Annotated in this window: 20 protein-coding genes; 11 read left to right on the plus strand and 9 right to left on the minus strand. The window is 45.7% G+C overall.

Features of this window, described 5'->3' with window-relative positions:
- Positions 1 to 15 precede the first annotated feature (15 nt).
- The 6 genes from upp to ACP2WE_RS18355 form a co-directional block, all read right to left on the minus strand.
- Positions 16 to 666, minus strand: a complete 651-nt coding sequence (gene upp, locus ACP2WE_RS18330) for a uracil phosphoribosyltransferase (protein ID WP_425216991.1) — start codon at positions 664 to 666, stop codon at positions 16 to 18.
- Between the two features lie 158 nt (positions 667 to 824).
- Positions 825 to 1,667, minus strand: coding sequence for a DUF6671 family protein (locus ACP2WE_RS18335; RefSeq protein ID WP_425216992.1), 843 nt, complete (start codon positions 1,665 to 1,667; stop codon positions 825 to 827).
- Positions 1,668 to 1,891: 224 nt separating this feature from the next.
- Positions 1,892 to 2,743, minus strand: coding sequence for a nitrate ABC transporter ATP-binding protein (locus ACP2WE_RS18340; protein ID WP_425216993.1), 852 nt, complete (start codon positions 2,741 to 2,743; stop codon positions 1,892 to 1,894).
- 122 nt (positions 2,744 to 2,865) lie between these two features.
- Positions 2,866 to 4,869, minus strand: a complete 2,004-nt coding sequence (locus ACP2WE_RS18345; RefSeq protein ID WP_425216994.1) for an ABC transporter ATP-binding/substrate-binding protein — start codon at positions 4,867 to 4,869, stop codon at positions 2,866 to 2,868.
- 91 nt (positions 4,870 to 4,960) lie between these two features.
- Entirely contained in the window at positions 4,961 to 5,794 is an 834-nt protein-coding gene (gene ntrB / locus ACP2WE_RS18350) for a nitrate ABC transporter permease (protein WP_425216995.1), read from the minus strand.
- Between the two features lie 123 nt (positions 5,795 to 5,917).
- Positions 5,918 to 7,276: a CmpA/NrtA family ABC transporter substrate-binding protein gene (locus ACP2WE_RS18355; RefSeq protein WP_425216996.1), complete on the minus strand. Its 1,359-nt coding sequence runs from the start codon at positions 7,274 to 7,276 to the stop codon at positions 5,918 to 5,920.
- A gap of 506 nt (positions 7,277 to 7,782) precedes the next feature.
- Between ACP2WE_RS18355 and ACP2WE_RS18360 the strand changes: the two genes are divergently transcribed.
- The 3 genes from ACP2WE_RS18360 (at position 7,783) to ACP2WE_RS18370 (ending at position 12,569) form a co-directional block, all read left to right on the plus strand.
- Positions 7,783 to 9,615 (plus strand): NAD(P)H-quinone oxidoreductase subunit F, encoded by a 1,833-nt coding sequence (locus ACP2WE_RS18360; RefSeq protein WP_425216997.1) that lies wholly within the window; start codon positions 7,783 to 7,785, stop codon positions 9,613 to 9,615.
- 27 nt (positions 9,616 to 9,642) lie between these two features.
- The gene (locus tag ACP2WE_RS18365; protein WP_425216998.1) at positions 9,643 to 11,166 is read left to right on the plus strand and encodes an NADH-quinone oxidoreductase subunit M; all 1,524 of its coding nucleotides are present in this window, start codon (positions 9,643 to 9,645) and stop codon (positions 11,164 to 11,166) included.
- Positions 11,167 to 11,270: 104 nt separating this feature from the next.
- A complete protein-coding gene (locus ACP2WE_RS18370; RefSeq protein ID WP_425216999.1) occupies positions 11,271 to 12,569 on the plus strand; it encodes a CO2 hydration protein in 1,299 nt (432 codons plus the stop codon).
- Positions 12,570 to 12,905: 336 nt separating this feature from the next.
- On the opposite strand, the gene ACP2WE_RS18375 is transcribed toward ACP2WE_RS18370, so the two are convergent.
- A complete protein-coding gene (locus ACP2WE_RS18375) occupies positions 12,906 to 13,292 on the minus strand; it encodes a hypothetical protein (RefSeq protein ID WP_425217000.1) in 387 nt (128 codons plus the stop codon).
- Between the two features lie 265 nt (positions 13,293 to 13,557).
- Here ACP2WE_RS18375 and ACP2WE_RS18380 point away from each other — a divergent pair, with 265 nt between their 5' ends.
- The 7 genes from ACP2WE_RS18380 (at position 13,558) to ACP2WE_RS18410 (ending at position 21,088) form a co-directional block, all read left to right on the plus strand.
- Positions 13,558 to 14,067: a pyroglutamyl-peptidase I family protein gene (locus tag ACP2WE_RS18380; protein ID WP_425217001.1), complete on the plus strand. Its 510-nt coding sequence runs from the start codon at positions 13,558 to 13,560 to the stop codon at positions 14,065 to 14,067.
- Positions 14,068 to 14,566: 499 nt separating this feature from the next.
- Positions 14,567 to 15,949, plus strand: coding sequence for a nicotinate phosphoribosyltransferase (locus tag ACP2WE_RS18385; protein ID WP_425217002.1), 1,383 nt, complete (start codon positions 14,567 to 14,569; stop codon positions 15,947 to 15,949).
- 45 nt (positions 15,950 to 15,994) lie between these two features.
- Positions 15,995 to 16,609: a nicotinate-nucleotide adenylyltransferase gene (locus tag ACP2WE_RS18390; protein WP_425217003.1), complete on the plus strand. Its 615-nt coding sequence runs from the start codon at positions 15,995 to 15,997 to the stop codon at positions 16,607 to 16,609.
- Entirely contained in the window at positions 16,549 to 17,271 is a 723-nt protein-coding gene (locus tag ACP2WE_RS18395; RefSeq protein WP_330484037.1) for an NUDIX hydrolase, read from the plus strand. The genes ACP2WE_RS18390 and ACP2WE_RS18395 overlap by 61 nt, the downstream gene beginning before the upstream one ends.
- Before the next feature lie 2 nt (positions 17,272 to 17,273).
- Entirely contained in the window at positions 17,274 to 18,074 is an 801-nt protein-coding gene (locus ACP2WE_RS18400; RefSeq protein WP_425217004.1) for a hypothetical protein, read from the plus strand.
- Positions 18,075 to 18,233: 159 nt separating this feature from the next.
- Positions 18,234 to 19,298 (plus strand): NYN domain-containing protein, encoded by a 1,065-nt coding sequence (locus tag ACP2WE_RS18405; RefSeq protein WP_425217005.1) that lies wholly within the window; start codon positions 18,234 to 18,236, stop codon positions 19,296 to 19,298.
- On the plus strand, positions 19,295 to 21,088 hold the full coding sequence (locus ACP2WE_RS18410; RefSeq protein ID WP_425217006.1) for an NAD+ synthase: 1,794 nt from the start codon (positions 19,295 to 19,297) through the stop codon (positions 21,086 to 21,088). Before ACP2WE_RS18405 ends, ACP2WE_RS18410 begins: the two co-directional genes overlap by 4 nt.
- A gap of 31 nt (positions 21,089 to 21,119) precedes the next feature.
- Here ACP2WE_RS18410 and ACP2WE_RS18415 read toward each other — a convergent pair whose 3' ends face one another.
- Positions 21,120 to 22,226, minus strand: a complete 1,107-nt coding sequence (locus tag ACP2WE_RS18415) for an acyltransferase family protein (RefSeq protein WP_425217007.1) — start codon at positions 22,224 to 22,226, stop codon at positions 21,120 to 21,122.
- Between the two features lie 168 nt (positions 22,227 to 22,394).
- On the opposite strand from ACP2WE_RS18415, the gene fabG reads away from it, so the two are divergent.
- Positions 22,395 to 23,138 (plus strand): 3-oxoacyl-[acyl-carrier-protein] reductase, encoded by a 744-nt coding sequence (fabG, locus tag ACP2WE_RS18420; protein ID WP_425217008.1) that lies wholly within the window; start codon positions 22,395 to 22,397, stop codon positions 23,136 to 23,138.
- Here the strand turns inward: fabG and ACP2WE_RS18425 are convergent.
- Complete coding sequence (locus ACP2WE_RS18425; RefSeq protein WP_425217009.1) at positions 23,135 to 24,268, minus strand: cyclopropane-fatty-acyl-phospholipid synthase family protein; 1,134 nt, start codon at positions 24,266 to 24,268, stop codon at positions 23,135 to 23,137. The two genes, fabG and ACP2WE_RS18425, sit on opposite strands and share 4 nt — an antisense overlap.
- Between the last annotated feature and the right edge of the window lie 99 nt (positions 24,269 to 24,367).

Genomic DNA, 24,367 nt, shown 5'->3' on the forward strand with positions numbered 1-24,367 from the left:
TAAATAACGATTCGATCAAGTGCCAAAGGCGCGATCGCCTGCATCACCCAGTCCAGGCACGATCCACCCTCGATCGTCCACCACCTCATCAATGGCAGCAGCATAGACTTGAAGGCTAGGAAACTTTTGATTGAGCTTTTGCAGTGCAGGTGGGGCGCAGATTACATTCACAATCCTGATCGAACTGGGGTCAGCGCCTCGTTCTACCAACATTTCTAGAACCGAGACGATCGTGTTTCCCGTTGCCATCATGGGCTCGGTAATTAAAATTTTTGTCTCTGGAGCAAATTGTTGGGGCAGACGATTTAAATAGCAACTGGCTTCAAGCGTCTCTTCGTTGCGCACCAAGCCGAGATGATAGACGCTTGCCGTCGGTAAAAGTGGCTGACAGCCCTCTAGCAATGCCAAACCTGCCCGTAAAATGGGCACGATCGCGATCGGGGTTGCAGGATCGATAATATGCCCCGTTGCAGGTTGTAACGGTGTCTCGATGCCCACCTCTAACACAGGCAACCAGTCTCGAATCGCCTCATAGGTAAGCCAACGCCCCAGTTCGCAAATGGCAGTACGAAATAGGGGAACAGGTGTATTTTTATCCCGCGTCACTGCTAACCAGTGCTTAATCAGGGGATGGGGTGGAACGTAAATTCGTAGTTGTGCCGCCATTCGTCTTTTTCGTGTTGATGAGATTGAGTGTTTGAGTACCAAATCAAGTAAACCACGATCGCATGGCTATAACGCATGAGCCTAGTCCTAGCCCTAGAAAATCCAGTGTTGCTAGGGCGTTATCGGATTCGATGGCAACCCAATCATGAATAGAAAATTTATGGATTGCAGAACGAGCAGTATTGTGGGTCTGCTGTTTTTAATCCGTCAGGGAAAAGAAGCTCTTGGCTGAAATTACAATGTTGACACCGATAGATTGCAGCACGGGTGAGTTTTGTCGGAATGCCACAAATACGGCAACGCAGACCAGCTTTATATTCTGCGATCGCATAGCCAGGGGCGTCACATTGCGGGCAAAGGCTCTGCATCTTTTCGATTAGATTCCGAGTGGCTTTCTCAATATTGAGCATTCGGGTGGGATTGTAAAGGGCGCGCATATCCGTTTCCAGATGCAAGGGTTCGTTTGGGAAATCATGCAGACTTTGTTCTACAACTTCCCTGAGTACTTCTAGGGTGGTGATGCCCTTCGCGATTTTGCGATCGCTCCCGATCGCGACCAACCCATGGGACGGGAAGCCGACTTGCTGGGCGAATTTTTCCGCTTCTTGCCAGCTTCTTATACTTTGATGGCTGAAGTTCGTGTCTGTAGAAAAGGCTTCGCCGATAATTTCTAAGTCGTTGGCTCGATCGAGCAATAGGAGAATTTCACGATTGCAGGCGATCGCGGGGAAAGCAGGGTGGGGTGCGAAACTACCTTCACTGGCGATCGATAAAGTCTCTCCTGTAAGTTCTAACACTGCTTCGGCTTTACGTCTGGCGGCGGCGATTTGGGTTCCCATTCTTTGAATCTCTCTGGTGAATGTCCCAAATGCATCCGTATTAAAGTTTTGCGGCAAGATCGACTGTATGCCAAATGCTTGCTCTAGAATCGGAGCAATTACCCTTTCTTTGCCATGCATCGTGGCGATCGCCGCAGTACGTCGAGCAAATACCCTTGACATGGTGAGAAATTAAGCTTTACCTACAATCTGTGTTAGCGATCCCAACATGCGACTAGTTCCCAAATGGATTGCCTGTTGCACGAGTTGGGGAATTAGCTCGATGGCTTTAAGGGGAATTGTGATGCTCATAGTATGTTAGAGAAAGTGGCGATCGCACCAAATTAATCTTACGCGATCCTAAGCTAGTTTAGGATCGCGTTCCATCGAGCTTATCTCTAGTCAATTTACTCAGTATCATCGTGGGCAAAACGACGATAGAGATAGTCTAGAGCATAGTTACGCAATTCGTAATATTCGGGATCCTCCATAATGCGGGTGCGATTGCGCGGGCGGGGAAAGTGGATATCCATGACTTCACCGATGTTCGCCGCAGGTCCATTGGTCATCATGACTAGCCGATCTGCGAGAAATAATGCCTCATCAATATCGTGGGTGATCATGAGTACGGTACAACGGTAGTCGTTCCAGATTTTAAGGAGTTCTTCTTGTAATTCTTCTTTGGTGATCGCATCCAATGCGCCAAAAGGTTCGTCAAGGATGAGTACCTGCGGACGAATTGCCAAGGCACGGGCGATCGCCACCCTTTGTTTCATCCCGCCAGACAGTTGCGTGGGATTTTTATCCGCCGCTTCGGTCAGACCCACCATTGCCAAGTGATCGCGCACGATTTTATCTTTTTCTGCCTTTGACTTATTGGGATAAACAGAATCTACACCCAAATAGATATTCTCAAAGGAAGTCAACCAAGGCAGCAGGGCGTAATTTTGAAACACCATCATGCGATCGGGACCCGGCTCAGAAATACGTTTGGATTGCAATCGCACTTCTCCATCGGTGGGCTTGGAAAATCCTGATACCATATTTAATAGGGTGGATTTGCCGCAACCAGAGTGACCGATTAAGCAGATAAATTCACCTTCATAAACCGTGAGATTGACATCTTTGAGAACGGTATACCCTTCGGGCTGAGAGGTGGGATAGACCTTTGAGACGCCTTCAATCGTCAAAAATGGCTCGCGATTTTCCCCAGACTTTGTCGTTTGTGCTGTGGTTTGGATTGGTTGAATTGCTTGCATAATTCTTAAAAGCTCATGTTAAATGGATAATCTTAAAGACCTCTCCCCTAGCCCCTCTCCTGCAAGGAGAGGGGGACAAGAAAAACGCTTTCTCATTATTGGGGAGAATCTGGGAGAGGTTCCTAGGCAACTTTGACTCTGGGTGTGTCAATAATGACATCGGCAATGTGAATGTCACTCTTGATTTCTAGGCTGTTGAGATAACCGATCGGATCGTCAGTGTTGAAAATGCTGCCATCAAATAGCTGAATGGGTGGGCGTTTGTAGCCAACTTCCAGCATTCCCAATTCTCTCGCTGCGGTACTAAAGGCAGAGACACTACAGATTCTCTCTAGGATCTCAACCCAATTGCGTGGAAATGGAACGGTTGCCCATCGTGCCATCTGAGTCATGATCCAGAGCTGCTCGGTACGGCTGGGACGATTGAGTCCAGTACCGTAAAACTGGTGGTGTGCGTACTGTCTGAGGGGTTGGTCTATAGAGCAAGTATAGAGGTCGGGACTGCCAATATTGATATATTCAGGATCGGTATCGACATACTCAGGACGACAGAGGATTTGACGAATTTCTTCGGCATTGTTGTCATCGGCGCAATATTCGCAGGCTTCCAGTAAGGCTTTAATCAGAGCCAAATGGGTATTGGGGTAAGCCAATGCCCACTCCTCTCTTACACCCAAAACCTTGCCAGGATGTCCCAGCCAGATTTCTAAATCCGTCGCGATCGTGTAGCCAATTCCTTCCGTGGCAGCGCGGATATTCCATGGTTCGCCGACACAGTACCCATCGATATTGCCTGCTTTGAGGTTGGCTACCATTTGAGCGGGTGGAATTGTGGTGAGACTAACGTCGCGATCGGGGTGAATGCCACCAGCCGCCAACCAGTAGCGTAATAGCAAGTTATGCAAAGAGGATGGATGCACCATGCCTAGGGTGTGAACGCGATCGCTTGTCTCCAATAAAGACTGTTTGAAATCACTTAATGTAAACACACCTCGATCGAAAAACTGCTTGCCAAGCGTAATGCCATTACCATTGCGCGTCAGGGTGAGCGAAGTCGTCATGGGTATGGGCTTGCCATCCCTACCGCCAAGCGTCAACCATAGCGGCATTCCCGCTGGAACCTGTGCTGCATCAAGATAGGAATTCGCTAAACCATCTGTGATACCGCGCCAACTGGGTTCGCGTACCAAGGTGACTTCATCCAGTCCATGTTTGGCAAAAAATCCCTTTTCCTTGGCGATCGCTAAGGGCGCACAGGCAGTCAGGGGTACGAAGCCAATTTCCAAGTTGACTTTCTCCAAGCCGTAGCGACTGGTAACGGTCTTGCTTCTAGCTTTAAATTTTTTGTCTTTCTTTTGTTGGTTGAGAAAGTAGATAATCTCGCTGCGCATGCTGTAGTAGCTGGGATGATTCACGACTTCCAAGCGATGGCGCGGACGGGGAATATTGACTTCCATAATTTGTCCGATCTTGGATTCGGGTCCATTGGTCAACATGACGACGCGATCGCTGAGCAACAGAGCTTCATCGACATCGTGGGTTACCATAATTGCTGTGACATGGCTCTCTTCGCAGATTTCCATGAGTTTTTCTTGCAGGTTACCTCTGGTCAGAGCATCCAATGCGCCAAAAGGTTCATCCAGTAATAATAGTTTGGGACGAATGGACAGGGCGCGGGCGATCGCCACCCGCTGTTTCATACCCCCTGAGAGCTGTCCGGGTGGCTTGTCGGCAGCATGGCTCAAACCCACCATATTGATATTGTGCTCGATGATACTGTCTTGCTCGGCTTTAGGGAGATGTCCCAAGACCTGTTCTACGGCGAGGGCGATATTTTGACGTACCGTGAGCCAAGGCAAAAGGGAATAGTTTTGAAATACCACCATGCGATCGGGCCCTGGGCTGCTAATCCGTTCTTCTTCTAGCATGACAATCCCTTCGGTGGGCAAGTCCAAACCCGCTACCATATTGAGGAGCGTAGATTTGCCGCAACCAGAGTGACCGATCAGGGAGATAAATTCGCCTTTCTTAATTTCGAGGCTGATATCCTTAAGGGCAACGTAAGTGCCTCCATTCGAGAGTGAAAAAACTTTATCGATGCGATCGACAGAAACAAATTCAGGCATAGGTTTATGGAGTGTAGAGTGATTATTCTGGATATTCCTCCCCTTGCCAAGGGGAGGTTGGATGGGGACAGCGAGCGAAGTCCAACTGAGCCTATTGCTCCTTCGCGATCAAGGTTTGCAATTTCGCCATCAGTTTGTCGAGAATCAGACCCACTGCACCAATGTAAAATAGCGCCAAAATCACTTCGCTCACATTTCCATTCGTGTAGGCGTTCCAAATAAAGAAGCCGATACCGACAATTCCTGACATCACGATTTCCGCTGCAATAATCGCCAACCAAGCCAAACCGATCGCAATTCTCAAGCCCGTAAAGATATAAGGAAGCGCTGATGGGATTAGAATCTTAAAGAAGAACTTGGCACGCGAGAGCTTTAAAACTCTAGAAACGTTACGGTAGTCTTGCGGAATTTGCTGCACGCCTACGGCTGTATTGATTAAAATTGGCCAGATTGCCGTAATGAAAATTACGAATAGTGCTGCTGGCTCATTTTTTTGCAGAGCTGCCAGAGCAATCGGAACCCATGCTAGCGGTGGTACTGTGCGCAAAAACTGGAAAATCGGATCGAGTGCCTTGGACATGACTTTACTGGTTCCCACCAGAATCCCCAAGCTGATGCCGACGATCGCCGCGAGGGTATAACCCATTGCCACCCGTTGCAGGCTGGCGAGTACCTGCCAAAACAATCCTTTATCCGTGCCGCCCTTGTCGTAGAACGGATAGAGAATCAAAATCCAAGTTTGTTGCACCACTTTGATCGGGCCTGGCAATATCGCGCCAGGAAGCATGGTGAATAGCTGCCAAATTACCAAAAAAATTGCGATCGCCACCAGAGGAGGAACAATATTTGGCAACAGCTTTTGAATTTGCGCTGTCACTACATTGGCGAAAGAATTGCTTTTGGGTCGTCGCTGAATTGCAGTCATAGAATCCTCTAATAATGTTCGTGTGTTTGTAAAAACGGAAAAATGTAGGGAGATAAAGCTAGGTGATGCCACGCTTTTAATTCTTGTCCCACTCTCTGTTTTGGAGAGGGGCTAGGGGAGCGGTCAAACGTTCACTTTTTTGATTTTCAAGCTCTTGAGATAAGCTTTAGGGTCTTCAGGATTAAACTCAATGCCATCAAAGAACTTCTCAATGCCTCTAGAAGTACTGGTGGGAATATCTGCGGCTGGAATTCCTGCTTCTTTGGCAGCTTCTTTCCAAATATCCTCACGGTTCACTTTGTCGATTAAAGTCTTGGCGTTATCGAGGGTTTCGGGTGGCAAAAATCCCCAGCGCACGCTTTCAGTTAAAAACCAGAGATCGTGACTCTTATAGGGATAGGAAACATTACCTTTCTCATCTTTCCAATAGAGTGCTGCCATTGACTTGTCATCGATCGTACGACCATCACCCATATCGTATTTGCCCATATATGGCGGGAGCAAAACTTCAACTGGTACACCGAAATATTCACGTTTTGCCAATATCTCTGACATTTCCTTACGGTTATCGAAGTTGTCGCACCATTGCTGAGCTTCCATAATTCCCTTCAAAATTGCTTTTGTGGCTTTGGGATTTTTGTTTACCCAGTCACTGCGCATGGCGAAATATTCTTCAGGATGGTTTTTCCACATCTCGGCAGTCAGCGTTGATAAGAAACCGATTTTATCTGCCACGATGCGATAGGGCCAAGGGTCGCCCGTACTGAAAGCATCCATCGTACCTGTTTTCATGTTTGCCACGGTCTGAGCCGCTGGAACAGTCGAGAGTTCGACATCCGCATCGGGATCGATGCCACCAGCCGCTAACCAATAACGAATCCAAAAATCTTGATTTGCCTGAGGGAAGGTGTAGGCAGCTTTAAATTTGGCGCTATCTGCCTTAAGTTTGTCAAAAAACGACTTGGTGCCATCTAATTTCAAACCAATATTTTTGCCCTTATGTTTGTCTGCGATCGCAATGCCATTGCCCTGAGTATTCAACTGACAGAGCACGTACATGGGAATCTCTTTATTCCCCTTTGTGATTTTTCCCGTGGAAATGAGGTAGGGCATGGGCATCTGCCACTGACCGCCATCAATACCTCCACCCGCAGCCCCAATTTCGACATTATCTCTAGCAGCACCCCAGCTTGCTTGCTTGGATATCTCTACGCCAGTCATGCCGTATTTGGCAAAAAAGCCTTTCTCTTTTGCAATAATTAAAGGAGCGGATTCGATAATTGCGATATATCCCAATTTTGCTGTGGTTGTCTCCAGTCCCTCGCTAGAACCGGGATTTGCCGCAGGGACCGATCCTGTCTTAGATCCACCCATCTCAGGTGGATTGCCAAGACATCCGTTTAAGAGAATAGAACTCGTTGCGGCTACACCAGCAACGGATAGAAACTTGCGCCTAGAAATTTGATTAAAAAATTTTGTCATAGTATCTCCCTTAACACCCCACCATTCCCATCGGCGATAAGCCATGAGCGATAAGAGGTGAATTTTTATAAGTAATTTAGTCGCTCGAAAACTCTGTATTAGTTAAAAGGATGTTATTCCTGATGACTAATCGTGAAACCTGTTGCCAGATCCCTTGCTTGCAAGGAAAGAGGTATTTCTATGCTTGCGATAGAGTAATCATAGGATCAAAATACATAGAAAAAACTCGATATTTTTTATATTTTATATAGATTTAAATCTATGATTAATCGCACAGATTCCTAAGCAACCTCTATTAAGAAGATTTCTTGAGAGAAATAGACCGTCAACCATGACTTCGACTTCTTTGCGCTCCTGTGGGTTGCGCGAAGCAAGGAAAATTATATGGGATTAACCATAGATAAGAGTCTATAATCTCCATTAGAAAAATTGATTGCAATCTATGATCTTTCTCGATATCATAGGTTCAACTGTATAGATACTATTGATTAAACACTTTTAAACCTATGAGCCAAATTCTCTTTGAGAGTTCTTGGTTAATTCCATGCTATGCATTGATTGGCGCGATCGCCTCAGTAATTTGGTTTCCAGCCATCACCAGATTGACGGGACCGCGTCCTTCGGGATATGTGAATGCGATTATGACGCTCTTAGCCTTTCTACATGGCGCGATCGCACTTCAAGCAAGTTGGAATCAACCACCACTGGAGTTGTCGTTTCAGTGGCTGCAAGTTGCTGGACTGAACCTCACCTGTCCCATTGATATTTCCTCTTTAACCATCGGCGCAACGGTTTTAATTACTGGCTTAAATCTTTTGGCTCAGGTTTATGCGATCGGTTATATGGAGATGGACTGGGGCTGGGCGAGATTCTTTGCGCTGCTGGCTCTGTTTGAAGCAGGCATGTGCGCGCTCGTTCTCTGCGATTCTCTATTTTTTGCCTACATTATTCTAGAAATCCTGACCTTAGGAACCTATTTACTGGTGGGCTTGTGGTTCAACCAGTCCCTGGTAGTTACGGGAGCAAGGGATGCTTTTTTAACCAAGCGGGTCGGAGATTTGGTTTTGCTGATGGGGGTCGTAGCACTGCTGCCGATCGCAGGCACATGGGACTTCCCTGAGTTAGCAGTCTGGGCAAAGAATGCGAATATCGATTCTAATGTAATTACCTTAGTGAGTTTAGCTTTGATTGCTGGCCCCATGGGCAAATGCGCTCAATTCCCTCTGCATCTTTGGCTCGATGAAGCGATGGAAGCTCCTATCCCCAGCACAATTTTAAGAAGCTCAGTCGTGGTTCCTACGGGAGCATGGGTACTGATTAAGTTAGAACCAGTTTTATCGCTTTCACCCACAGCCATGACAGCGGCGATCGTTGTAGGTTCGATTACAGCTTTGGGCGGCGCTTTGATTGCCATGGCTCAGATCGATACCAAACGCGCCCTTTCCTATTCTGTCAGTAGTTACATGGGCTTGGTATTTATCGCCGTAGGAACGCATCAAGTTGAAGCCGCTCTACTCTTGGTGCTGGTCTATGCAGTGGCGATCGCACTGCTCTATATGTCAGTCGGTACGGTGATCTGGAATAGCATCACGCAGGATCTGACGCAAATGGGTGGGCTATGGTCGCGTCGCCCGATGGGAGGCTTGGCATTTCTCACGGGTGCAGCGGGATTGGTTGCTTTACCGCCTCTAGGAGGATTTTGGGCATTATTAAAACTCTGCAACGGTCTGTGGGCTGAGTATCCTTGGTTGGTGGTCTTTGTCCTCGTCGTGAATGGAATTACAGCCTTCAGTTTGACTAGGGTGTTTTGCCTGATCTTTGGGGGCAAGGCGAAGGAGATGGCACAGCGATCGCCTGAAGTGCATTGGTCGATTATCGTACCGATGGTGACTTTACTGGGATTTGTTTTACATTTACCCCTAATTTTGCAATCTCTCGATCTATTGCCAATCTGGGCAGATTTAAACAGAGGCATGGCTTTGCTCCTAACTTGGTCAACAATTTTAGGTGCTGGCGTTAGTGGTGTAGTTTATCTAGGGAATGCAATCTCTAAGCCCGTACAATTCCCAATTAAATGGCTGCAAGATTTACTGGCAAATGATTTCTATACGCCTAAAATCTACCGTCAAACCATTATATTCACGGTCGCACTAATTTCCCAAATTGCTTATTGGATCGATAAATACATTTTTGACAGTTTGGGAAATCTGTTTGGGTTGCTGACAATCATGAGTGGAGAGGCGCTTAGGTATAGCACTTTTGGTCAATTACAAGCCTATGTATTTACCGTGATTATTGGGATTGCCGCAATTATTTTAATTAGTTTTAACAGCTTCTAATCACAATAACTAACTCAATAACCAACTATGCTTAGTCTTCTGGTTTGGCTTCCTCTATTTGGAGCGATATTAATTGGGCTTTATCCCAAGCTGACTGCTGCTCGTACTGCTGCCTTGGCGATCGCCTCTGTAACCCTAGCAATCAACCTATTTCTGTTCTTTAAGTTCGATCCTTCGGTTTCGGGCTTACAAATGGAAGAATATCTACCTTGGATCGAGCAGATTGGTTTGAGCTATCGCCTTGGGGTCGATGGAATTTCCCTGCCCCTCTTGGCACTGAATAGCTTTTTGTCTTGGATCGTCATTTATGGCAGTAAGCCGAATATCGAGCGATCGCAGCTTTATTATTCCTTAATCCTAGTCGTATCGAGCGTTGTAGCTGGCGCATTTGTAGCGCAAAACCTCTTACTGTTTATCCTCTTTTATGAGGTGGAGTTAATTCCTCTCTATCTGATGATTGCGATCTGGGGTGGCGAAAAGCGGACCTATGCCGCCATGAAGTTTCTGATTTTCACGGCAATTTCTGGGATTCTGATCTTGCTAGGATTCTTTGGCTTAGCCTGGGTAAGCGGTTCGGGTAGTTTTGATTACAATGCCAATCTGCAAGCGATCGCCTCTATCCCTCTGCCAACACAGGTGATTCTCTTGACGATTTTGGTGGTGGGGTTTGGCATCAAAACGCCTCTAGTCCCCCTTCACACTTGGCTCCCTGATGTTTATGTGGAATCTTCTCCCTCGGTGGCGATCCTACTGGGTGGGGTTCTAGCCAAGTTGGGAACCTATGGATTGGTACGCTTTGGTTTGCAATTAATGCCCGATGCTTGGGCTGAGTTGTCTCCAACCTTGGGCATCATTGGCACAATTAGCGTTCTCTATGGGGCTTTAACCGCGATCGCCCAGAAAGATATTAAGCGTATGGTTGCCTATAGTTCCATCGGGCATATGGGCTACGTGCTGGTTGCCTGTGCCGCAGGTACAAAGCTGAGTTTGATTGGTGGCGTCGGTCAGATGGTAAGTCACGGCTTGATTTTGGCAATTCTCTTCTATTTGGTGGGCGTGATTGAAGAAAAAGTCGGGACGAGAGATCTAGATGCCTTGAATGGATTGCTCAATCCGATTCGCGGACTACCCTTGACTAGCACGTTATTGATTGTTGGTGGCATGGCAAGCGCAGGTATTCCCGGACTCGTGGGCTTTGTTGCCGAATTTTTGGTCTTCCAAGGTAGCTTTAGTGTCTTCCCCATTCTGACCCTGCTTTGCATTATTGCTAGCGGTCTGACCGCAGTTTACTTTGTGATTTTGCTAAATCGCACCTGTTTTGGCAAGTTAGATAATGCTACTGCCTACTATCCCAAGGTGACTCGAACAGAACATACACCTGCTCTAATTTTGATCGCTTTGATCTTCTTCCTAGGCATTCAACCAAGCTGGTTGCTGCGCTGGAGCGAACCTACGACTAATTCTCTTGTGGCTAGTTTGGTAGATTCCGTACATCAAGCCAGCGATCGCCAAATTGCTCTGCAAAGCCCAAATCTTGTAGCTCCAAATTAAGATTTCTACGGAAATCTTGTTCCCTCCCCTTACAAAGGGGAGGGCTAGGGAGAGGTAATTCCTAACTGCTGCTTACTAACCCATTTAAAATCTTAGATATAACTATGACAACTGCCACTTTAGAAACCAAAAAGCCTGTATTACCTCCTTCTCAGCATGATTTTGCCGAAATAATTCACCGTTTAGAAGCTGGTGGAGCGATGCTTCCCGATACTCCCGAAAATCTGATGCAGATTATTGGGTTATACAAAGCATATGCCGTACCTATGGACTTCTACTGGCGCGATTTGCTCTATATCGCCGAGCAGGTATTTCTCGATCCCCTTCCCTTCTTTAAATATTTCATACCTAAAGAGTACCTAGATCGGCAAAATCACTATGCAGGAGATGAAGCTGACTTGAGAATCTGGCGCGGCATAGGCTCTGCCCATCCCGAACTGCTTGCATTTATGGAAAAAGGCGAGACCATGAAAATGCCAAAGATCTTTCATCATCTCTGGCACGATCGCATCAATATGGAGTTTGCCGAAGAATGCATGCGGGCAATGCTGTGGCATCGTGGCATGGGTGGCAAGTTCGATCCTTATTTAGACTCTGAAGAATATAAAGCGAATGCTGATAAAGCGATTCGGGCATATTTCAAATTTAATCCCGTGATGATGGGTCTCTATCAACTTTTCCCCGATATGTTTTTAGAGCAAGTCCGTCAAATGTCCTACTACGCAAATCTCGGGCTGTTTTGGGAAATCATGGCTCCTGTGTTTTTTGAGATGAGCGACCTCTATGATGAGGGCAAAATTGCCAGCGTCCCCGATGCGATGAACTTTTTAGTGAATGGGATCTTTGCGATCGCGGGTCGCCCCATCTATCACGAAGTGACAATACGCGGAGAAGTCTATGAGATTATCCCCAAATCTAAGGGCTTTACTTGGCTGTACGAAGCAGCTTTACCCTATGTGGAAGCAGTGTTTTATCGCACCTCACCATTTAGAGGCACGAAGTCTTACAACGCTCAGACGAATCAAGTTCCTCAAGATCAAAAAGACTTCCATTTTGGCATTCTCTATGCGGATGTGTTTCCAGTCGGTACGGCTGGCATTCCCCCAACGCTTTTGATGCAAGATATGTTACATTTCCTGCCTCCCTATTTGGTGGAATACTATTCCAAACACTGTCGTGGTGAGGATGACATGCTGATTCAGCTAGGAATTAGTTTCCAGCGATCGATGTATTGCGTGACCTCGGCGGTAATTCAGGCATTGCGATCGGCTTTGCTCTATCCCCTAGACGATCCCAATCCCAAACACCTAGAGGCAAATCGCGCCTTCTTTGAAGCCCAACTAAACCGCTTTAAACGCCCAGAGGCACGCCTGCGAAACATCCAAAGCCAAGATTACCGCTGATTTAATCTTGATATCCGTTACACAGCATGGAATTTTCTATGCTGTGTTTTCTATTGCTACAGAAAACACAGCAGTATACCGCTAATTCTCGACAAAGCACTGGATAACGATCGCTATAGCGTTTTTCACTTCGGAACAAGCAAGAGATATAGGGTCAAAGCTTTCTATAGCAGGCTTTCAACTATACTCTTCTCATTTGAACACCGCTATACTTGGTTTCGCGAACTTTGGCATGAGAACCTGGCCAAGTGTCGTATTGTGGTAAATCGTCTGCGATCTCATACCAAGGCGACTTTGAGCTAACGAAAATGTGACCCTCTGGTTCGTTATTAGGAATTAATTAATTTTTTTTGGTTCGGTTGCATCTAGAGAAGGAATATTGACTTCAATGCGATCGCCCTTGGCAAGATATGGCAAATTTACCAGTGCTTCGATCACCTTGATCAAGCGACTGGCATTTTCTGACTGCTGCTCGATGTGACTAAATCGGCGATTGGTTCTTTCTTCTAGATCGGCTAAATTATTGCCAAATGTAGATAGTTCTTGCTTAAAGCTTGTCAGAGATTTTGTGATTTCACCGCCAAACCGATCCTGATTAATTAAAAGCTGCAACATTAAAGCAGCCAAATCTGCCACTTGGTCTACGATGCAATCTACCTTAGCCTCTAATTTTTCAATATCCTTTACTTTCTTTGCCATAATCTGGATTTTGGGGTTTGGCATAAATCAGTAGATTGCTCTACCCAAGTGTTACCGCATTTGTAGCACTCCAAATCTAGCTTTGCGGTGTTGGTAGGCACATCGAAAGTTAAACTCTCGTAAAGCTTAGGTTAGCAGCACTGTATATCGTTATATCTTCTTGATTTCACAATGTATTTTAGAAAGCCAAAGTGCTGAATTCTAAGGGTAACTTCAACTTCTCAAGGTCATATCGGGCTAAGCGGAGTTAAAATGCAGGAATTTGAAGATCGGGAATTATCTTGAAGAGATGACAAAAAAAGTTTTACTCACCTCGTTCGCCACATGGGAAGCGCACCAAGTATCCAATTCTTCCGACGATCTATTGGGAATTGTCGCACAGAGGGGTTTGCTAAGCGATCGCATGCATCTCGCCAGACAACTGCCCGTCGATTTTGAGTTAGCGCCATCCCAAGCGATCGCGACGATCCAACAATTCAAGCCCGATGTGGTGATTTGTTGCGGCATGGCAGAGATGCGAAAGGTACTGACCGTTGAGTTAAACGCTTGGAGTCAAGAGGTCACGCATCAAACCAAGGTCAACCTCAACCAATTACTGATGGGCTTAGCGATAACCGAAATCAGCGAAGATGCGGGACGTTATGTCTGCAATACCCTCTATCACTGCTTGCTCGACTATTTTCACCGCCATCGTTTGGATATTGCCTGCATTTTTGTCCATGTGCCAATTTTGACACTTGCGAATACGGAAGCGATCGCGCAAGATTTTCTGACAATTTTACACAGATTAAAAAATTAAGCCAAGAGAATTATATTTAAAATAACTATAAATAGCCACGATTCGGGATCAGTAAATCTAAAATTCTCGATCTAGCTGTCGATTCTTCCTATCTCTGTATAATCTCAAATCCGTCTGGATAAATAGGATTTATCTAGGTAATCAGGTCAGGCATACACCATCCACTGCCCCTACAAAGTTGGGTAGGGGCGATGGATGGTGTGCAATCGCCCAGATTCCTTATGCGTCGTATGTTTTGCCCAAAAAGCTTTATCCCGAATTCACGCTAAATAACTCTCATTTAGCTCTGGGGAATGGATCGCAAGACTGTAGGGGCAATCCCCCTGTGGTTGCCCTGTAGGATCTTTGGCGATCGCAGGAATAAACCTATATAGGGTGTTTCGTTAATTGAGGATCTCCATATTACTTTTTGAATATATTTTAAAATCCAATAATATATTGCTTGCAATTTAGGTTTTTTTGACTATAATTATTTTATGCGATCTACCCACATAAAGTTATGGCAGTTGCAACTTCTTTACTTTCTTTAAATCCTGAGCATCCCGCAGAAAATCCTATAGAGGATCGGGAACTCACTGTCTCACCTGAAGATTACAGTTTACTCACCGATCTCTATCAGTTGACGATGGCAACTTGCTACGTTGGTGAAGGCTTAGAGCAGCGTTGCGCTAGCTTTGAGTTATTTGTACGTCGCCTGCCAGAGGGATTTGGTTATCTGGTAGCAATGGGACTGGCTCAAGTGGTGGACTATCTGCAAAAATTCCATTTCACACCGTCACAAATTGCCGCACTTAAGGCAACGGGAATCTTCGATCGCGCCAGCGAAAAATTCTGGGATCTACTCTTAGATGCAAAATTTACAGGGGATGTCTGGGCAGTTCCAGAGGGAACGGTTTTATTCCCCCACGAACCCTTTCTTCGCATCGAAGCACCGCTATGGCAGGCACAACTGATCGAAACCTATCTCTTGAATGCGATCAACTATCAAACCCTAATTGCCACAAAAGCCGCACGCATGAGGGATGTGGCAGGAGATAACGTCAGCTTGATGGAATTTGGAACCAGACGCGCTTTTAGTCCGCAAGCTTCGCTCTGGGCGGCAAGAGCAGCCTTAGCCGCAGGGATGGATTACACCTCTAACGTTCTGGCTGCTTTGAAATTGGGTAGGAAGCCCACAGGAACGATGGCACATGCTCTGGTGATGGCACTGAGCGCTTTGGAAGGAAGCGAGGCTCTCGCGTTTTCTGCCTTTCACCGCTACTTTCCCCATAGTCCTTTACTGATCGATACCTTTGATGCTTCCAAAGCTGCGCATAACTTAGCCGCACTGGTCAATGCTGGCGAGATGGATCTCAAGGGCGTGCGTTTGGACTCTGGCGATTTGGTCAAACTCTCTCAAGAAGTGCGATCGCTTTTACCCGATGTCTCAATTTTTGCCAGTGGCGATATCGATGAAGCCGAAATTGTGCGATTGCAGACTGCGGGCGCAACGATAGACGGCTATGGTATTGGTACAAAACTGGTAACAGGAGAACCCGTAAATGGCGTATACAAACTGGTAGAAATCGATGGGAAGCCCGTTAGCAAAAAATCGAGTGGAAAACAAACCTACGCGGGACGCAAACAGGTGTTCCGAACCTATCAAGCCGAACAAATCCAAAGCGATCGCCTTGGGTTAGCCGACGAGTCCCCCCTTGCCGACGAGCAACCCCTTTTAGAACTGGTGATGCAGAATGGCAACTTGCTCAAGCCCCCTGAAAGTCTTGCCGCGATCGCCCAACGCACCCGCGATTCTGTGACGGCTCTACCTGCGATCGCCCGTCAAATTAAGCAACCCACTCCCATTCCAGTGGAGATTTCATTAGGTAGGGGCAATTCATGAATTGCCCCTACTTAATCCAAACCGACAACTGATAACCAACCCCTTATGAACATCGCCCTTTTCGGTACGAGTGCCGATCCCCCTACACGTTCTCACTTAACCATTTTGAAATGGTTGGCGCAAAACTACGACCTCTGTGCGGTCTGGGTCTCTGACAATCCATTTAAATTGCACCAAGCCAGTTTAGCGCAACGGATTGCCATGATGGATCTGACGGTTCGAGCCGCTTCGGAATATCCCAACTTGCAGCTACATCCTGAAATTAGTAGTCCGCGATCGCTCGTTACGGTGAATTTGGCAAAAGAGATCTGGCAAGGGGCAGACTTTACCCTAATTGTGGGGGCTGACTTGGTAAGACAACTCCCCACTTGGTATCATGCCCATGAGTTACTCGCACAAGTCAAGCTATTGGTGATGCCGCGTCAGGGATGCGCGATCGCTGAGTCTGACCTTGAGGAATTACGGTGTATGGGGGCTAATGCCGCGATCGCCGATCTACATATTCCCAATGTTTCCTCAACCGCGTATCGTAACAATGGCGATCGTTCAGTAATAATACCTTCAGTTGCAGCATATATACATCAGGAGCACCTGTACGAATGTCAGGAAGTAAACCCCGCTACCCACTGGCAGACTTTAAAGTCGGAGTCGATAACGTAATCTTTTCGGTAGATACCGATCAAAACCGACTGTTGGTGTTGTTGGTGATGCGCCAGCAAGAGCCCTATCGAGATTGTTGGTGTTTGCCCGGTACGCTCGTGCGCCAAGGCGAGTCGCTAGAAGATGCGGCGTATCGGATTTTAGCGGAAAAAATTCGGGTCAAAAATCTCTATTTGGAACAGCTTTATACTTTTGGTGAGGTCGGTCGCGATCCGCGAGAAGCACCCAATAGTTACGGTACGCGCTATCTATCGGTGAGTTATTTTGCCCTCGTGCGGTTTCCAGAGGCAGAGCTAATTGCCGATCGCGTCAGTGGCATCGCGTGGTATCCGCTCAAACAAGTGCCTCAGCTAGCCTTCGATCACAATCGCATTTTAGAATACGGTCATCGCCGCCTCTGCAACAAATTAGAATACAGTCCCGTTGCTTTTGACGTTTTACCTGAGTCCTTTACGCTCAGCGATCTCTATCAACTCTACGCCACAGTGTTAGGCGAGAATTTCTCCGATTATTCCAACTTCCGCACGAAGTTACTCAAACTAGGTTTTCTCAGCGATACGGGTGAGAAGGTTTCAAAAGGTGCAGGTCGCCCCGCCAGCCTCTACCGCTTCGATGCCGAAGCCTTTGCTCCATTCAAAAACAAGCCCTTAGTATTCATTTAATTATGAATTATCGTAATGTGCTTCTTAATATTTGGGAAACTGTAGCTGTCTACCAAGTCTCCGTAGTTTTAATTGTCCTACTTTTGTCTCTGCAACTAGGTTGGAAATGGGCGATCGCAGCATTTATCATCGCAGAACTTTTCCATTTAAAGTGGTGGCTCGATCTAAAAAAAAGAATACTAGATGGATTACCTGAAAAACTACAATTGTCTCAATCTGGCTCTTATGAATTTCCAACCCTTGATATTAAAGAATGGAATCAATATACACAGATGCTTGAAACCCTAGGGTTTGAACAAGTCATGGATTTCAAAATCGAATCAACTTTGGCAATAAGTAGATTATTTGCTGACACCCAAAATCATATGTTTGCAGAAATCTTCAAGATTTTCTCTCCTAATGAGCCAAGACAAATTATATGCACATTTCACAGTAAGTTCAGCGATGGATGGACGTTTTCTTCGACTACTTATAAACCAACTGGGTTCATGTATATGCAGCGACATTCTAGAAGCTTAGCTACTTATCACCCCGAAATTCCTATTTCCAATCTACGCCAAATTCACCTCAAGCGACGGTGGCAAATTGTAGATGATCTGGGGCTAAAAATCTTAACGGATGTTTCTTGGGAAGCATATAGTACAAGAGAAGATGTAGGTTGTCTAAGTCGCAGAGAAATTTTCAGGCGAAAGAATATTGTATTCGCTTTGATCGAAGCCACATTATTTGAACTCAATCCTAAATATGAGTGGCTGGGGGATTATCCCAAATTGGCGGCTCAACGGAAGGCAAGAGGTTTGTAACTAACGATTACGTAATCCCCCCTATGGAACGAGCAATAAATATTATCAGGTATTGTAGGATGTGTTAGGCGCTAGCCGTAACGAATCAGTCCCAGACAATCACCCAAGCAGTCGGATTTATTTAGGATGCGATCGCATTTTTCAGAAGGAAAGGACTTTATGGAAAACAGAACTCAATTTCGCTCCGATCGCCTTGCCGTCTTAATTGATGCCGATAACGCCAGTGCTAAATTGATCGAGCCTCTGCTCAAAGAAATCGCCAAATATGGAACTGCCCATATCAAGCGCATCTATGGTGATTGGACAACGGAAAGACTCAGTGGGTGGAAAGAAAAACTCACTAACCTTGCTATTCAACCTATTCAACAGTTTGCCTATACAGCAAATAAAAATGCTATTGATATTGCTCTAGTAATTGATGCCATGGATTTGCTACACACTCAGAAAATTGATGGGTTTTGTATAGTTTCTAGTGATAGTGACTTCACAAGACTTGCTATTCGTATTAGAGAGTCAGGGTTTTTTGTTTATGGCTTTGGTAAAAAGCAAACTCCTATAGCATTTGTGAGTGCGTGCGATAAGTTTATATATACAGAGATTTTTGATGGTTCAGAATCAACAGACTTAAAAACCACAATAATTGCTCCATTAACGACTATACCTGCCAAACAATCTATTACTCCTAACTCTAATGGAAAAACAAATCTTCAAAATAACCAAAGTTCCAATCTTCAAAATAATCAGAATCAGAAAATCACAAAAGAACTATTAAAGCTTCTTCGGTCTTCTTATGATTTGCTTAGCAAAGAGAATGACTGGGTAGATCTAGGGAAGCTGAAACTGAAGCTAACACAATTAGCTCCATCCTTTAATATCAAAAATTATGGTTGCAAAAATCTAAGTGCATTGGTAAAAGCTAGTGGGCTTTTTGAGATAAAAGCAGCGAAAGATAAGCTTCCTTTCCAAATTAGGCTAAAAGAAACAAAAAATGAAACAATAGTCTTGGAAGAAATAATTAAATTCCTACAAAAGACTTATACACTCCTTGCTAATGATAATTCATGGGTAGATATAAGTCTTTTTGGGAAGGAAATAAAAAAGCTGTCGCCATCATTTAGTTCTAAAAAATATGGCTATAGAAATCTAAGTATGCTCATCCAGACTAGTGGTCTTTTTGAGAGGCAAAACACAAAAATCAGGTTAAAGCGTAAGGTGACATCATGAAAATCGCACTGGCACAACTAAATCCCATCATTGGGGACTTACATGGAAATGCAGCCAATATCCTCGCGGCAGCGCAAACTGCGGTTGGTCAGGGCGTAAGTCTACTGATTACCCCAGAGTTATCTCTATGTGGCTATCCTCCCCGCGACCTGTTGATGGATCGCAATTTTGTCAAAGACATGGCGATCGCCCTAGAACAACTAGCGCAATTACTGCCCTCAACCATCGCGGTTTTAGTTGGCACAGTAGAGTTTAATACCAACGCCCATCATGCAGGGGGAAAACCACTGTTTAACAGTGCTGCCCTCTTGCATCACGGCAAGGTGCAGCAGGTATTTCACAAGCGACTTTTGCCCACCTACGATGTCTTTGATGAAGATCGCTACTTTGAGCCGGGTGCAAGCAGCAACTTTTTTACGCTTCAAATTCATGCGATTGCACCCAAAGCATCCGTTGCTAGCCATGCCTTACGCATTGGCGTCACCATCTGCGAAGACATTTGGAATGATGAGCGGTTTTGGGGCAAGCGCAGCTATGCCGATAATCCTGTTGCCGACCTAGCCGAGCAGGAAGTCGATTTATTATTAAATCTTTCCGCTTCTCCCTATGCTGTGGGCAAACAAAAGCTTAGAGAAGCAATGTTAAAACACAGCGCGATCGCCCATAAATTACCGCTGATCTATGTCAATCAGGTCGGCGCGAATGATGACCTGATTTTTGACGGTAGCAGTCTTGCCCTCAATGCCAAAGGTGAATGCGTTGCCAATGCCAGAGCCTTCGATACCGATCTCGTCACCGTCGAGTTTGATATTGCTACCATGGATTTAGTCCCCTCAGAGTCTTTTGGGAATGGTTTAGCAAATTCTCTAAGTACAGAAAGCCCTGTCGCTCCACCTTTCGTTGCACCGCCCAAATGCGAAGATGAAGAAATCTGGGAAGCTTTAGTCCTAGGTGTCCGCGATTACGTGCGTAAATGTGGCTTTAAAAAAGTCGCGATCGGTCTAAGTGGCGGCATCGACTCAGCCTTGGTTGCCGCGATCGCTACCGCTGCGATCGGCAAAGAGAATGTTTTGGGTGTCCTCATGCCTTCCCCCTATAGTTCCGATCATTCCATTACCGATGCCTTAGAACTCGCCCAAAATCTAGGGATTGAGACGCACACAATTCCCATTCAAGCGATGATGTCCGCCTTTGACCAAAGCCTTGCAGATCTATTTGAGGGTACAGACAGCGGCATTGCCGAAGAAAACCTGCAATCGCGGATCAGGGGCAGTTTGCTCATGGCGATCGCGAACAAATTTGGTCATCTCTTGCTCTCAACTGGAAACAAATCGGAAATGTCGGTTGGTTACTGCACGCTCTATGGTGATATGAATGGTGGTTTGGCTGCGATCGCGGATGTGCCCAAAACGCGCGTCTATTCTATCTGCGAATGGCTCAACCTCCGCAGCCAAGAATTAGAAGACAATTCTTATCACGTTCCCATCATCCCCGTCCATATTCTCACCAAGCCGCCGAGCGCAGAACTGAAACCCGATCAAGTCGATCGAGATTCCCTGCCCCCTTATGACATCCTGGATGATATTCTCAAACGATTGATCGGCGATCGCGCTTCCATTGCTGATATTATTGCCGCAGGTCACGAGCCTGCTACCGTGGAACGCATTGTCCAACTCTTGAGACGAGCAGAGTTTAAACGCCGCCAAGCTGCCCCTGGCTTAAAAATCACAGACCGAGCCTTCGGATCGGGCTGGCGCATGCCGATCGCCAGTAAGATTTCTAGCCCATAATTGATGGCGTTGCTTTGATGAATGGGATGAATTACTTACCGAGATTGGATGTTGGTTTACTTCTCATCTTAAAAGTAGAACGCTCGATCAGTTGATAGGAAAGCTCAGCGATCGCCAACGTGCATAGCAGATTCCAAGGAAATAAACCTGTGAAACTTGTATTTTGTCTTGTCATAAACAACTGTTGCCAAAGGTAAACGCTGTAAGAGATCGCTCCTATATGGACAAACACCTTGAAGTTTAAGATCTTTGCGACCATAGAATGAGGATGACCCATCAACCAGAAAATTGACATCGTCGTCAGAAATCCATTCAGACTATATCCAATAGGGAGTAGATAAGCACCTTGAAATTTTGCAGATAAGAATGGTGAGACCGCGAGCAAGAATATTGCTGCAAAAACATGAAACCCATATCGAAAAGCCTGCTGACAGAAACTTACAAACTTTGGATGGTCATACAGTAGCGCTAGCAGACTTCCAAACATGAGAATATCTACTCTTGTATGAAACATCACAGGAATTCTTTCTCTGAGCCCTGGTAGTAAAAAGTAAGTGATCACCCTGATGAGAGGTATGGCAACGATCGAAATTCCAGCTAACCAAGTGGCTCTTTTTCTGCCTAAATAGGAGAAGCTAATTGGCCATAGAATATAAAACAGAACCATAATACATAGAAACCAGCTGTGTCCTACCCACCAAGAGCCTGGCAAAGGGCTGTAGTTAATAAATAGAAAGAATGCCGAGAACCAAGCTGATAGGGGAAGATCGATGAGATGAAAAGTTCCGAATAGCAGAATGACAATCAAATAAACGTAATAAGGAGGCAAGAGTTTTGCAAATCTTCGCCTATAGAAATCGAGAAAGTTGATACTATTTTTTAATTCAATTTCCTGAATCAAAGATTTTGTGATAAAAAAGCCACTGATTACAAAGAAAATCGATACGCCAATTTCCGCGTTACCCAAAATGCTCCACACAAGGTCAGGAACTTGTTCGTGAAAAGCAATCGTACCGATTCCATGACCGATAACAATAAATAAAATCGCCAGGGCGCGAAGCCCATCAAGACTTTGCACTCTTTTAGGCCTTACGGTTTCGGATGCTTGGTTAGCTAAGCGATCGCTAGATTGTGACATATTTAGACATTTCCTAATCAGTAGGAATAGGCGCAAGAGGCTATGGGAAAAAGTAGAAAAGCTCTCATAAGCATAAATGAATCTAGGCTACTTGCGGTGTAAGCTAAATAGTTGGAGTTCGATCGTTTTTTGTTTGTAAAGTTTAATTGAACGTTTAAGTAATCAAGTATGGGACACTTAGCAGGAAAAGTAGCCGTCGTAACGGGTGCGTCTAGAGGAATTGGCAGAGCGATCGCCTTGGCTTTGGCATCAGAAGGAGCAAAGGTGGTGGTCAATTATGCTAGCTCTAGTAGTGCAGCCGAAACCTTAGTACAGGAAATTTTGGCGTTGGGTGGCGAAGCGATCGCCTCAGGTGCAGATGTATCCCAAGCCGAGCAAGTGGATAGTTTGATCAAAGCTGCAACTGATCAATGGGGACGGGTTGATATCCTCGTCAATAATGCAGGCATTACCAAAGACACCTTACTGCTGCGGATGAAACTAGAAGACTGGCAGTCCGTAATTAATCTCAACCTCACGGGTGTATTTCTCTGTACGCGTGCTGTCGCCAAACTGATGCTCAAGCAAAAGTCAGGGCGTATTATCAATATCGCTTCGGTGGCAGGTCAGATGGGCAATCCTGGACAAGCCAACTACAGCGCTGCCAAAGCAGGCGTAATTGGCTTTACCAAAACCGTCGCCAAAGAACTCGCAAGTCGGGGCATTACGGTCAATGCCGTCGCTCCCGGATTTATCACCACCGATATGACGGCTGGACTAGAGGCAGAGGCAATTTTGAACTACATTCCCCTTGGTCGCTATGGCACGCCCGAAGAAATTGCAGGTATGGTACGTTTCCTAGCGGCAGATCCTGCGGCAGCATACATCACTGGGCAAGTGTTTAATGTTGACGGTGGCATGGTTATGGCTTAAGCGCGAACCATGAGATACTGACCGTTTCCATTATATTCGCCGTCGCAAGTCGCAAAAATTGTACCTAGCAACAGCAAATAAAAGCGCCAGATTCGACGGAATTTGGCGTAGTCCATGCCATAGTCCAGAGATTTGACGCTCTCTTGAGAAGCATCAAATCTCTGCAGCCAGTCTGTCAGGGTTTTGTGGTAATTGATGCCATTCATATACCACTTCTGAACGGTTTTAAGATCGCGGTTATGATTGGGAATCGCATCATGGTTCCAATAGCGACCGTGAGGGAAGATATACTTATGGGTAAAGCCAGAGGACATATGATTGGGAATGCGCACCGTGATGATATGAATCAGCACCTTGCCGTCGGCTTTTAAGAAGGATGCTAGTTTCTGAAAAGCATTGGTTAAATTCCCCACATGGCAAAAGACGCCAATGGAGAGAATTTTGTCAAATTTTTCGTCAAAATGGGCTTCGTTTAAGTCACCTTCATGCAGTGTGAAGCGACCCGAACTCAGGTAGCTCTCAGGATCTTGCATCTTACGGCGCATATACTCGCATTGTTCGTGGCTTAAGTTCAGTCCCGTAAATCTTACATTTGGGAACTTAGAAAGGATGTAGTTGGGTACGCAGCCCCAGCCACAACCAAAATCCAAAATATTGTCTCCATCCTCAATGCCCAATCGCTCGATGACCTGATCGAGCATATGCATTTGCGATTCTTCTAGATTGGCTGCTCCATTTTCCCAAAACCCAGTGCTGTACTTAGGATAGATGAGTTTCCAATCCCCCAACATTTGATTGAGCATTGCCTGCGGTCGGTCGTATTGCACCTGCATCAGTTCGCGCGAACTCTCGGCAATGCGATCGGTCTCCTGTAATACCCACTCATAGGGAGCGAGCAACCCTGGACAATGTTTAAACAAGGTGGGCAGGGACGCATCGATCGCCGCTCGAAACACCGAGTCTGGGACTTCTAACCCATTAATATAGGCTTCTGCCAATGCCATTTGCGTAGCATTGACAACGCTAGCCATTGCCCGAGTTGCTTTATAGGCGATCGGACTTTTTAAATTCATATCTCCCATGACAGGAATATGTTTTTGAATATCTGGAAATACGCTCGTAGAGACCATTTGAGTTTCTCTCAGTGAATGGACTGCAAAACCTTTGATTTTAAATATAGTCTAGATATTCATGAAGTCTTAAACACTTAGGATTTTTTAACGAACATA

It is taken from the genome of Tumidithrix helvetica PCC 7403, assembly GCF_965232925.1.
Lineage (GTDB): Bacteria > Cyanobacteriota > Cyanobacteriia > Pseudanabaenales > Pseudanabaenaceae > Tumidithrix > Tumidithrix helvetica.